General features: G+C 39.9%; 9 protein-coding genes. All 9 read left to right on the plus strand.

The window, feature by feature from the left end; translation table 11 throughout:
- Positions 1 to 31: 31 nt before the first annotated feature.
- The 9 genes from R2Q78_RS16415 (at position 32) to R2Q78_RS16455 (ending at position 12,538) form a co-directional block, all read left to right on the plus strand.
- Positions 32 to 886 (plus strand): RNA polymerase sigma factor RpoD/SigA, encoded by an 855-nt coding sequence (locus R2Q78_RS16415; protein ID WP_316793624.1) that lies wholly within the window; start codon positions 32 to 34, stop codon positions 884 to 886.
- A gap of 14 nt (positions 887 to 900) precedes the next feature.
- The gene (locus R2Q78_RS16420; protein ID WP_316793625.1) at positions 901 to 1,155 is read left to right on the plus strand and encodes an RNA-binding protein; all 255 of its coding nucleotides are present in this window, start codon (positions 901 to 903) and stop codon (positions 1,153 to 1,155) included.
- A gap of 466 nt (positions 1,156 to 1,621) precedes the next feature.
- Entirely contained in the window at positions 1,622 to 2,218 is a 597-nt protein-coding gene (locus tag R2Q78_RS16425) for an RNA polymerase sigma-70 factor (RefSeq protein ID WP_316793626.1), read from the plus strand.
- Between the two features lie 70 nt (positions 2,219 to 2,288).
- The gene (locus R2Q78_RS16430) at positions 2,289 to 3,476 is read left to right on the plus strand and encodes a FecR family protein (RefSeq protein WP_316793627.1); all 1,188 of its coding nucleotides are present in this window, start codon (positions 2,289 to 2,291) and stop codon (positions 3,474 to 3,476) included.
- A 216-nt stretch (positions 3,477 to 3,692) separates the two neighbouring features.
- Positions 3,693 to 7,085 (plus strand): SusC/RagA family TonB-linked outer membrane protein, encoded by a 3,393-nt coding sequence (locus R2Q78_RS16435; protein WP_316793628.1) that lies wholly within the window; start codon positions 3,693 to 3,695, stop codon positions 7,083 to 7,085.
- 18 nt (positions 7,086 to 7,103) lie between these two features.
- Positions 7,104 to 8,660 (plus strand): SusD/RagB family nutrient-binding outer membrane lipoprotein, encoded by a 1,557-nt coding sequence (locus R2Q78_RS16440; RefSeq protein ID WP_316793629.1) that lies wholly within the window; start codon positions 7,104 to 7,106, stop codon positions 8,658 to 8,660.
- A 42-nt stretch (positions 8,661 to 8,702) separates the two neighbouring features.
- Entirely contained in the window at positions 8,703 to 10,019 is a 1,317-nt protein-coding gene (gene eat / locus R2Q78_RS16445) for an ethanolamine permease (protein WP_316793630.1), read from the plus strand.
- The gene (locus R2Q78_RS16450; protein ID WP_316793631.1) at positions 10,016 to 11,374 is read left to right on the plus strand and encodes a glutamine synthetase family protein; all 1,359 of its coding nucleotides are present in this window, start codon (positions 10,016 to 10,018) and stop codon (positions 11,372 to 11,374) included. The genes eat and R2Q78_RS16450 overlap by 4 nt, the downstream gene beginning before the upstream one ends.
- Before the next feature lie 15 nt (positions 11,375 to 11,389).
- Positions 11,390 to 12,538 (plus strand): iron-containing alcohol dehydrogenase, encoded by a 1,149-nt coding sequence (locus R2Q78_RS16455; RefSeq protein WP_316793632.1) that lies wholly within the window; start codon positions 11,390 to 11,392, stop codon positions 12,536 to 12,538.
- The last annotated feature ends 18 nt before the right edge of the window (positions 12,539 to 12,556 follow it).

A 12,556-nucleotide genomic window follows, 5' to 3' on the forward strand; every position in this document is an offset into this window, starting at 1 on the left:
AACAGGTCTGAACACAATATTTAACTCATAAATGAGAACATTAAAAATTAATCAACTGGTTACGATTCATACCGAAATACTTGATATTTATCTGGGTGAGATTTGTAAATACGAACTTATAACGCCCGAAGAAGAGGTTGTACTAGGACAAAAAATTAGAGATGGAGATGAATCAGCATTGCATAAGCTGGTAACTGCTAACCTCAGGTTTGTTGTGTCAGTTGCCAAAAGATATCAGAACAATGGTCTTTCATTGGAAGATCTGATCAGTGAAGGAAATAGAGGGCTTATTAAGGCGGCAAGATGTTTTGATCCTACCCGGGGATTTAAGTTCATTAGTTTTGCTGTATGGTCGATCAGGCAATCCATTATGCAGGCGATTAGCGAAAAGCGAAGGATTGTCAGGTTACCTGGAAACCAACTTGTTGCTATAGCAAAGCTTTTTCAGGCAGAAGGAGAACTGGAGCAACGTCTGGAACGAAATCCTACTTATTGGGAGTTGGCTGACTACACAGCAATTGATGAGCGCAAAATTGCAGACTACTTGGCGCATTCGGCTTTTGCAGTCTCTCTCGATAAGGAATTTGAGATAGCTAATGGAAAAACTGGTAACATGCTGGATCTTATAGAAGATAAGAATGGAATAAAATCAGATACCCGGCTAATGGGTGAATCTGATTCAATTCTATTAAAGGCTTTATTGAATAAATTAAAAAAGAGAGAAAGCCTGATCATTAGACTCAGTTATGGTATCGATACCGGCCATGGCCTGGATGCTGATGACGTCGCTGCGAAAGTAGGCTTAAGTAAAGAAAGAGTCAGGCAGATCAGAATGAAAGCGATTAAGAAGCTAAAAAGGATAGTAAAAGTTGAGATGTTTTATTAGTCACAGCGTATAACATGGTAAAATTACACGTTGTAGGTTTCCCATCTTACTTTGGTGAAATTGAATTATTAGAACTTTTTAGCTTATACGTTATTGTGGATGAGTTGTATTTTGTGACTGATCGATATACGGGGTTAAGGCTAGGTTATGCATTTGTCGGTTTAAGAGATCAGATCGCAGCCGATCGAGCCATAGCAAATATAAATGGCACTGTGATTGGGAAAAATAAACTCAAAGTAAGTCTCGCAATGATCAAATTTCCAAAATGACATTTCTCTGATAATGGATGTTTGAACATGTATTACATTTGTACCCGAGAGCGTTAATTTAAAGGGGGGTAAGTCGTCTGACTTATTCCCCTTTCTTTTTTTATAGCCAGATTATACGGCTATTCTTTCCAGTGAAAATGTAAGCTCACTTTTAATTCACATCAATTTTAATTACATTCAATATTCCCGAAAAAAGGAACAGGGATAAGCTGTATCAGCTATCCCTGTTTTAAAGATGGTTGACCCACCACAGATCAACCTAAACCAAACAAACCAACACTATAACGCAGGATGTTGTAAAAAAGTTTTGTTCATTTTAAAAAAAATAAAAAAAGCTTAGTGTGACTAATTAAAGGTTTTAGCCATAGGTTACACAACCATTTGATTAGCAATCATATTTCTTAATTCGGAAACAATTATGTAACATTAATTTTATTTTAATAATTTAGGTTTGGTGTTTTAAAAAATGGCAGAATATAGCACATCATCGTCCGATCAGTACCTAAAGGCTAATCTAATAGCAGGGAAAGAATGCGCTTTTGCCGAACTTCACCAAAAATACAGCATATCCATTTTCAACTATATCAAGAAGTTTGTAAACTCTGCTGAAATTGCGGAAGATCTCACGCAGGAAGTATTTATTAAAATATGGCAGGTTCGTGCAAGACTCGATGATGTCCAGTCATTAAAAGCCTACCTTTTTATTGTTGCCAGAAATCATGCCTTAAACAGTCTCAAAAAGGCATTCCGCTCTGATGTCGCTATGGCTGAAGTAATCAATTCCTTTGTGGAAGAAAGAAGAGATACGGAAGAAGATTTGCTCAGTAAGGAATACCTTGCTTATCTGCAAAAGGCCCTGGATACATTGTCTCCGCGAACAAGAGAAATTTTTACGCTATGTCGTGAGCAGGGCAAAAGTTATGATGAAGTGGCTGAGGCACTGGGAATCTCAAGAAATGCGGTAAAGAATCATATGGTAAGTTCCATGAAAATTTTGAAAGCGGCAGTTGAAAAAGATCTGGGCGTATCATTAAGCGTATTGCTGGCCATCCTATTGAAATAATTTCAAAAAAATAATTTTTCTGCTACCCTCGCCCAACTAAATATTGTCTTAGTAATATAAGGCCCTTAGTATGGAACAGAAAGATTTTTATCAACTACTCGTTCAGCGTTACCTAAACAAACAATTGACAGATAAAGAGCTGGAATTGTTTGTAGAGCTTGTCAAAGAAAACAAACTTGATGATTACCTGTTGGTGGCAATGAACCAAGAGGCAGGGATTACTGAGGCAGATGAACTGGATTATGAAACTGCAAATAAAGTAAGACCAATCTGGTATAAAATCCCTGTTGCAGCTGCTATTCTGTTCATACTTTCTTTTGGATTATATTTTTACCTGGAAAAAAATCAGGATGCTGCTCGTCAGGTAAAACAAGAACTGTCAAAAACCAATGACATAGAACCTGGTGGCAATAAGGCTACACTAACACTTGCCAACGGATCTACCATTTCAATTACAGATGCAAATATCGGTAAACTGGCTGAACAGGCAGGTGTAAAAATTACCAAGAGCACCAGCGGTAAACTGGTTTATGAGGTTTTGCCCTCATCAGCGAAAAATAAAACAGGAGTTAAATACAATACCATCTCCACTCCAAGAGGAGGCGATTTTCAAATCAACTTGCCTGACGGTACGAAAGTATGGTTAAACGCAGCTTCTTCTATTAAATTTACCACAGATTTTGCAAATGTAAATTCAAGAAGGCTTGAACTTCGAGGTGAAGCTTATTTCGAAGTAGCCAAAAAATTCAAATTCATAAATGGAAAGCGTACCCAACAGAGAGTACCTTTTGTAGTGGTTACCGACAAACAGGAAATAGAAGTACTGGGTACTCACTTCAATGTCAACTCTTATGATGATGAACTGGATACCAAAACAACACTCCTTGAAGGCTCAGTAAAGGTTTCTTTGTTGACCGGAAAGCATGCTAAAGCTGGAATTTCCCGTTTATTGAAACCAGGTGAACAGTCCATTGTAACCCATGCTGCTACAGATGTTCAGATCAGCAAAGCAAACTTAGATCAGGTAATGGCATGGCAGAAAGGATATTTTCATTTTGAGAACGATGATCTGCAGTCAGTCATGCGCCAATTGTCGCGTTGGTATGATGTAGAAGTAGTCTACCAGGTTAAACGTCCCGACGATGAATTTATGGGCGATATCCCGCGTTCTGTGAAACTCTCAGAAGTATTGAAGATGCTGGAGTTTGGAGGTGTGAATTTTAAAATTGAAGGAAGAAAGTTAATAGTGATTAAATAAGTCAATACTTATAACCAGATATATTTTTAACCCTAAAATCAGCAAGTATGGAAAGATAAATACTCAAAATCCGCAAACTGATGAAAAAAATAACCGGACCCTGGTTGCAACAGGATCCGGCAGAACCATTCATCATATCAGAATGGAACAAATGTTCCGGTCGATCTCAAAAAATACCTTGTAAATAATTAATGAATTAACCAAACATTCAAAAATATGAATTTAAATCTATGTAGGAAAGCCCCTGTTTTCAGGTGGCTGTTCTCATCTAAGAATTTACTGGCGATGAAATTAGCTGTAGTATTAATTGTAATAGGTTGTCTTCAGGTCTCTGCAAAGGGATTCTCACAGATAATTTCACTATCCGAGAAGAATAGTACCTTAAATAACCTCTTTGAAAGCATCAAAAAACAAAGTGGTTATACTTTCTTCTACAATAATAAACTGATTAAACAGGAAGGGCGAATCAGTATTGAATTAAAAGATGTAAGTCTGGAAGCAGCACTCGATCAGATTTTTAAAAACAGGCCATTCTCTTACAAGATCATGAACAATACGGTTGTGATCAAAAAGGAATCTTCGATGCTGGCAAAAACGATAAACAATCCTGTTGTTCAGATAAACATTAAAGGAAAAATCTTGGATAGAGATGGCAGTCCTTTGTCAGGTGCTTCGGTAATGATTAAAGGCACAACAAGAGGTACCTCTGCCAGTACTTCCGGCGACTTTTCAATCGATGCCAAAGAAGGCGATATACTGGTTATAAAATATCTCGGTTATATGACTAAAGAAATTCTGGTCAAAGCAGGAACAACTAGTCTTGATGTTGTTCTCGAAGCTGAATTGCAGGATTTGTCTGAAGTGGTGGTAACTGCTTTGGGGGTTAAAAGATCTGAAAAAGCATTGGGATATTCCGTTCAGAAAATTAGCGGTAAAGATCTGCAGACAGTTAAAGGCACAGATCTGGGAACATCACTTTCAGGCCGCGTAGCGGGCTTGGAGGTGAGAAACTCAACAGAGTTCAATGCAACACCAACATTGGTGTTAAGGGGAGAAACCGCGAGACTGATTATTGACGGGGTCGACTACGATAATTTAAGTCTAAGAGACATTCCTACTGATGATATTGAAAGTATAAATATTTTAAAAGGCCCCGCTGCTTCTGCATTATATGGTTCCCGGGCAGCGAATGGGGTTTACGTAATTACAACCAAGAAAGGTGCTTCAGAGAAGAACGGGGTATCCGCGGATTTTAATAGCAACACGATGTTTCAACTGGGATATCTATCAATACCAGAAGTACAATCCAGTTATGGCCGTGGACTAAATGGTGCTATTGGCAATGATTACGTTTGGGGGCCGAAATTGGACGTTGGTAATACCGCAACCGATTGGAATCCTGTCACCAAACAGATGGAAGCTGATCGTCCTATGTTGTCGTTAGGAAAAGACAACCTAAAAAACTTCATGAATACCGGGGTTGTTTCCAATAATAATATTTCAATAGCCCAAAGTACCGAAAATGGTAGTTTTAGACTTGGTGTAAATCATGTTTATAACAAAGGTCAATTTCCAAATCAAGAATTAAACATGTTTAACTTAACTGGTGCCGGAGAAATAATCGTTTCCCCTAAGTTTAAAATTGAAGGTAGATTCGGATTGAGCCGACAGTCTACGCCTCAAACCTGGGGTTCTGGCTATGGAAATCAAGGGTATCTCTATCAGTTAATCATGTGGACTGGTCCGGAATATGATATTCGCGATTATAAAGACTACTGGGTAATCCCAAATAAAACTCAGAACTGGATGTATACCAACTGGTACGATAATCCCTATTTAATCGCTTACGAGAAATTAAATGGCAGTATTGAAAATACGATGAATGCTACATTCTCAGCTACCTACAACTTCAGTAAAGACTTGAATTTGGTGGCTCGTATGGGTTACGATAATTATAATAACGAAACTACCATGCGTAATCCTACATCAAATATCTATTCAAACAGAGGAGGATGGGATGCGAAAGGTATGTACAGTATCGGTACATCTACAGGGTTTAGCATAACCAATGATGTTATTTTAAATTACAATAAGAAGATTAGTGACTTTTCTATAGAAGCATTAGCCGGTGCCAGCTTATTTTATAAGGAAGACAAAAGTTTTTCAGGAAGTACTAAAAACGGGTTAATTTCACCTACATTCTTTTCGCTGAGAGGTTCTGTTGAACCGGTGACAGTTAACCAAACGTTTTCACCACGGAAAAATAATAGTATATACGGAAGGGCTGCCTTTGGCTGGAAGGATGCAATTTTTATAGATTTTACAGGTAGAAATGATTGGATGTCAACTCAACCAGCTACCAATAGATCCTATTTTTATCCAAGTGCGGGCTCTAGTATCATTCTTTCTGAGTTAATCGAGATGCCTAAAGTTATAGATATGTTTAAAATAAGAGGATCCTTAGCTTTAGTGAAAAAGCCGGCAGGTATTTTCGAGATTAATAAAACTTATAGCACCTCTACCAATGTTTGGAATGGTTTGAATTCCGCATCGTATCCATCAACCATATTAAATTTCGAAACATTGCTGCCAAGTTCCGAGCGTACCTGGGAAATTGGAGGTACTGCCTATTTATTTAAAAAGAGGCTGCATGTTGATGTAAATTATTTTAACAAATATTATTTTAACACTCAGACGTCTGCAAGTATAGCGCAAAGTTCAGGCTTTTCGTCAACGTTAGTTAATACGGATGAAACCAGAGTTCGCAGAGGCTTTGAAGTTACCGTAGATGGCACTATAATTAAAGGATCTAAGTTCGAATGGAATTCAATGATCAACTGGTCTAATCAACATCAATACTATGAGGATTTAGATGCATTGTATTCTCCAGACAGCAGATGGGTTTACAAAGGTGCAAGAACAGATATTTATACCGCTGCTTATTGGGTGACTGATGCCTCCGGACAACTTGTACATACTGCGGGAGGTATGCCATTATTAAGTACTTCAGGTAATGCAAGGGATGTAAAGAAATATGGTTATGGTGATCCAACATTTACTTTGGGCTTTATCAATAACTTTACCTACGGCAACTGGAATTTAGGTTTAAACATTGATGGCCGTGTTGGTGGCTATATGTACAACTATGTGTATGACTATATGTTTGAAACCGGAACAGCTCCGGAAACCGATAATGCTTACAGATATGACCAGGTCGTAAACAAATTAAATAACTATGTAGGTCAGGGTGTGAAATTGGTATCCGGATCGGCAACCTACGATAAGTATGGAAATATCACAGAAGATACCAGAGTTTATGCTGCAAACGACGTGAAAGTAGGCTACCAAACTTACGCCCGTAATTACAGAGGCGGCGACAGAGGAATTCAGGATAAAACTTTTATTAAGTTACGCGAACTGTCATTAGGTTATAACATACCGCAAAAGGCGCTAAGTAAAATAGGACTCAAAAGAGGTTCCGTTGCTGTAACTGGTCAGAATTTATTTATGTGGACCAATTTTAAATATTCAGATCCGGATGTGAATTCTGAAGATTTGAATTCGCCTTCGCAACGTATCGTAGGCTTTAACATTAAATTGGGGTTATAAAACTTAAGAAGTTATTTTATGAAAACGACTATTTCTAAATATATCTTAATACTACCGGTATTGGTTTTATTAAGTAACGGGTGTAAAAAATTTGACGAGATTAATGAAAATCCTCACGCAGCTACCGAAGTAAGTTCTGGTATGCTGGCAACAGGGATGATCTTAAATATTACCCGCTCGGACATCAGTACTACAAAAAGTTTTATGCAAAGTTTTTTGTTAAGCAAGTATTTAACATGGGGTGAAAATATTGAAGGGTTTCAATATAGCAGACTGGGGGCTACCGATTTTGCCAGGATTAATTTACTGAGAAACGTTAAGCCGATGGTTGAAGCTGCTCCAAATGAAGGCCTAAAAAAATCATATGAAGCTTTAGGGCATTTTATCAGGGCCTGGCAGTTTTTTCATACAACGATACAGGTAGGAGATATACCTTATAGTGACGCGGTTAGAGGAGAAGAAGCAGATGTTATTCAGCCTAAATATGATGCTCAAAAAGCAGTGTTTTTAGGGATATTAAATGAATTAGATCAGGCAAATACACTTTTTGCAACAAGCAGCAACTTTGATGGCGATCCAATTTATGGTGGAAAAGTAGATAACTGGAGAAGGCTGACCAACAGTTTTCAATTACATGTTTTAATTAATCTGTACAAAAAAACTGGTGATGCTGAATTAAAAGTTATCGAACGTTTTAAAGAAGTGATGACGAGGCCATTGATGCGTGATTATAAAGACAATTTTGCATTGGTTTATTCGGCAACAGCAACGCAAAACTATCCATGGAGCAATGTACCGGCAGGTAGTAATGCCTTTGCAAGTTCTAATTATACAATGTTAAGTTCATACCTGATCAATCCGTTAATCCAATTGCAAGATAGAAGGTTGTTCCATTATGCCAAGCCTTCACCTGTAAAGGTAAGCGGCGGAATGGCAGAAAGTAATTATAATGCTTACGTTGGTGCAGATCCGGCTACTAATTTCCAGACACTGTTGACAATGAAGAATAGTAAAGATTATTCTGATTTTAACAATAGATATTCACAATTGGTAAATGCAGAACCGGTAAGTGTTTTCAGTTACTGGGATTTGCAGTTTGCTTTGGCAGAAGCAACCATTCGCGGTTGGATTACCGGAACTCCTGCGCAGACTTACTATGCAGCGGGCATCAGCAATTCGATGAATTTTATCGCCTTTTATACACCTGATGTTGCGGATTATCACCACAACATGAAAATGGATGGAACTTACATTACAGCCTATACGGTCTCAGCGGCTGTAGCTTTAAGCGGAACACCAGAGCAGCAGATAGAAAAAATCATCACCCAAAAATATTTGGCCAACTTCTTACAGGGCAGCAAATATTTAGGTTGGTATGAAAACAGAAGAACAGGTTATCCAGGGTTTACATTGAATACAACTACAAATTTAAATATACCATCAACTATATTTCCTTTGAGATGGACATACCCCTCAAATGAAACGAGTTATAATGCTACTAATACTAACGCTGCAATCGCAAGCCAGTATGCTGGTAATGACGATACTAACCAGATGATGTGGTTGTTAAAGTAGTATTTAATCTTATATTTATAATCATGTAACAACGCTAATCAAATGACACAAAACAAGGGTTTAAAGAAAACACTAACTCCCTTTATGTTGTGGGGGCTTGGAGTAGGGTACGTTATTTCAGGCATGTATTTTGGTTGGAATCTCGGACTGGAAAAAGGGGGCACAGGCGGCATGGCTGTCGCCACGTTGACCATCATGCTGATGTATGTCACATTTACATTCAGCTATGCGGAACTTGCCTGCGCCATTCCTAAAGCAGGAGGAGTATTTGATTATGCAAACAAAGCAATGGGGCAAAATATCGGTTTTATAGCCGGTATTGCCCAAATTGTTGAATTCATACTGGCGCCACCGGCAATTGCGTTTGCCATTGGCGCCTATTTCAATGCTTTCTTTCCGCAGGTGCCTATCCTGACCAGTGCGGTAGCCATCTATTTTATATTCACTGCACTTAACGTCTATGGAGTAAAAGCGGCAGCTTCATTTGAAGTTATCGTTACCGTTTTGGCTGTTGGGGAATTGCTCTTATTCTCCGGGATTGCAGCACCGAAATTTGAAATGTCAAATATGGTACACAATGCCTGGCCAAATGGTTGGACAGGCGTGTTTGGCGCCATACCTTTTGCCATCTGGTTTTTTCTGGGAATAGAAGGGATCGCCAATGTAGCAGAAGAAACAAAAAATCCTCAGAGAGACATCAGTAAAGGCTTCGGATGGGCCATTTTTACACTGGCAGTTTTATGTATCCTGATCTTTTTTACAGCGACAGGAATTGCCGGATGGGAAGCCATCGTCTATAAAAATGGTGTCAGTGGAGAAACTTCAGATTCACCTCTGCCACTTGCCCTGGCCAAAATAACCGGAAGTAGTCACCTGATGTATCACCTGCTCATTACCGTAGGTCTGTTCGGATTGGTAGCTTCTTTTCACGGACTAATCCTTGCCGCTGGCCGCTCTACTTATGAGATGGGACGTGTACACAATGTGCCATCTTTTTTGGGTAAGATTTCTCCACGTTTCCATACACCTGCAAATGCATTGATAGGCAATATGGTTATCGGTATACTGGCCCTCTTGTCGGGAAAAACTTCCGAGATCATCATCGTATCTGTTTTCGGTGCACTCACACTGTATATCATTTCTATGATCTCTATTATGATACTGAGAAAGCGGGAACCTGATTTGCCAAGACCATTCCGTGTTCCTTTTTATCCCGCATTTCCCATTATCTCATTGATCATTGCAACTGTATCTATCATTGCAATGCTTATTTTTAACCTAAAGCTCGGGCTGATCTATTTCTCTATTTTGCTGATCACCTTTTTGTTGTATAGAATTTTTAAAAGATCTGATTCATGACCACACAAGAAATTTTAGAATATGTAAAGCACCACCCCTCAGGTAAAGTCAAAGTAGCGGTCACAGATATTGACGGTGTACTGCGTGGCAAATACATCTCAGCTGAGAAGTTTTCCTCGATAGCAGCTGGCAGACTTGGCTTTTGTGATGTCACCTTCGGTTGGGATATGGGCGATGTAGCCTACGACAATGTAAAGTTTACGGGCTGGCATACGGGTTATCCTGATGCCCTGGTGAAACTGGATCTGGATACCTTCCGAAAAATTCCCTGGGAAAATGATATCCCTTTCTTTCTCGGAGATTTTATTGATGAGCAGGATAAGGCAGGGGTGGTTTGTCCGCGGCAACTGCTTAAAAAAGTATTGTCAGATACGCAGCAGGCTGGGTTCTTCCCTTATTTTTCACAAGAATTTGAATGGTTCAATTTTGCCGAAACTCCCGAGACTGCACACCAGAAAAATTTTCAGAACTTAACTCCCCTGAGTCCGGGAATGTTCGGATATTCCATTTTACGCAGCAGCCTGAAAAATGAATACATGAGCGATTTATTTGATCAGCTCTGTAAGTTTGGTGTACCCATAGAGGGGTTGCATACCGAAACCGGGCCTGGCGTATATGAGGCAGCCATTAAATACGCACCTGTTTTACAGGCGGCGGATCAGGCATTATTATTTAAAACGTCTGTAAAGGAAATCGCTTATAAACATGGGATAATGGCGACTTTCATGGCCAAGATCAGTGAAAATCTTCCCGGTTGCAGCGGACATGTCCACCAGAGTTTATGGGATGCAGATACCAAAAAGAACCTGTTCTATGATGAAGCAGATGAGCTGAAGATGAGCAGCCTGATGAAAAGCTATATCGCTGGTCAACTTTATTGTTTACCGCACATTTTACCAATGATTGCACCGACCATCAATAGTTATAAACGTTTAGTGGAAGGTGCCTGGGCGCCAACTACGCTCACCTGGGGGATAGACAACCGCACAGTAGCATTGAGGGCATTGCCTGGCAATCCTAAGGCTACCCGGCTCGAGACACGGGTCGTCGGTTCTGATACGAATCCTTACCTGGCACTATCGGCCTGTCTGGCTGCGGGATTGTATGGCATCAGAAACAACATGAAGCTGGAAAAGGCAGCTACTGAAGGCAATGGCTACCGCGATACCTCCAATGGGATATTGCCAGGAAACCTCCATGAAGCAACTCAAAGGATGAAAAGTTCGGCTGTAGCCAAGGAGTTGTTTGGCGAAGCCTTTGTCGAGCATTTTGCCCTCACAAGAGAATGGGAGTGGAGGCAATATGCTAAGGTGGTTACCGACTGGGAATTTAAAAGATACTTTGAAATTATTTAAGCGAATAAAAACGATATGACATTTGATAAAGTTTATCAGTATAATTTCCCCACAACCATCCGTTTTGGGGCAGGGGCAGTTAAAGAATTACCGGCTTACTTAAAGCAGCATGGATTAAAGCGTCCTATGATCGTAACAGATCCCACCATCGCCACGCTTCCTTTTTTTAAGGCAATAGTGGCAGATCTTGAGCAGCAACAGTTATCTGTAGAGGTATTCAGCGACATCCACAAAAATCCGGTTAAAAGCGATGTGTACAAAGGCTCAGATCTTTGGGATGGCACATCAAGGGACAGCATCATCGGCATCGGCGGGGGTGCGGCATTGGATGTCGCCCGTGCAATTGTATTGCGAGTCAACCATAGAGAAGATCTGTTTAAGTACGATGATCTGATCGGTGGAGATGTTTATGTAACCAATGACGTTCCGCATTTCATTACCATCCCTACAACTTCAGGAACAGGAAGTGAAGTCGGCAGAAGCGCAATCATCGCTGATGATGAAACCCATCAAAAGAAAATCCTTTTTTCTCCAAAGCTGATGGCAAAGATCGTTTTTGCAGATCCGGTACTGACCATGGATCTTCCTCCATTCATTACTGCAGCTACAGGTATGGATGCGCTTACACACAATATGGAGGCATTTCTGGCCAAAAATCCACATCCACTATGCGATGGGATTGCATTGGAAGGCATATCGCTCATCAAAGACTCATTGGTGCAGGCCACCAATAAACCGGATTTGGAAAGCAGGAGTAAAATGCTGATGGCCTCTATGATGGGTGCCATTGCGTTCCAAAAAGGACTGGGTGTGGTACATTCACTGGCGCATCCGCTTTCTTCCTTATTGGATACACATCATGGACTGGCAAATGCGGTAAATATCCCCTATGGAATGGAATTCAATATTGCAGGTTTTGAAGACCGGTTTCGTCGCATCGCCCGGACACTGGAACTGAAAGAAGAGACCGGTGAAGCGGTAGTAAAATACCTTTTCGATCTGAATACCCAGGTCAATATTCCTCATCATTTAAGGGATATTGGTGTTAAAGAAGCGCATATAGAGACCCTGTCAGATTTGGCCTTTGCAGATTTTGCACATCCAAATAATCCTAAACCGGTGAGCAGAGAAGATTTTAAGCAGCTATATTTAAAGGCACTTTAGTTTTTAATCTTAAAAAAC

This window comes from Pedobacter frigoris, assembly GCF_032678645.1.
Lineage (GTDB): Bacteria > Bacteroidota > Bacteroidia > Sphingobacteriales > Sphingobacteriaceae > Pedobacter > Pedobacter frigoris_A.

Excerpts from the sequence above, each read along its gene's own strand:
- R2Q78_RS16440 (WP_316793629.1), top strand. The coding sequence starts at position 7,104 with ATGAAAACGACTATTTCTAAATATATCTTAATACTACCGGTATTGGTT.
- eat (WP_316793630.1), top strand. The coding sequence starts at position 8,703 with ATGACACAAAACAAGGGTTTAAAGAAAACACTAACTCCCTTTATGTTG.
- R2Q78_RS16435 (WP_316793628.1), top strand. The coding sequence starts at position 3,693 with ATGAATTTAAATCTATGTAGGAAAGCCCCTGTTTTCAGGTGGCTGTTC.
- R2Q78_RS16425 (WP_316793626.1), top strand. The coding sequence starts at position 1,622 with ATGGCAGAATATAGCACATCATCGTCCGATCAGTACCTAAAGGCTAAT.
- R2Q78_RS16455 (WP_316793632.1), top strand. The coding sequence starts at position 11,390 with ATGACATTTGATAAAGTTTATCAGTATAATTTCCCCACAACCATCCGT.
- R2Q78_RS16450 (WP_316793631.1), top strand. The coding sequence starts at position 10,016 with ATGACCACACAAGAAATTTTAGAATATGTAAAGCACCACCCCTCAGGT.
- R2Q78_RS16430 (WP_316793627.1), top strand. The coding sequence starts at position 2,289 with ATGGAACAGAAAGATTTTTATCAACTACTCGTTCAGCGTTACCTAAAC.
- R2Q78_RS16415 (WP_316793624.1), top strand. The coding sequence starts at position 32 with ATGAGAACATTAAAAATTAATCAACTGGTTACGATTCATACCGAAATA.
- R2Q78_RS16420 (WP_316793625.1), top strand. The coding sequence starts at position 901 with ATGGTAAAATTACACGTTGTAGGTTTCCCATCTTACTTTGGTGAAATT.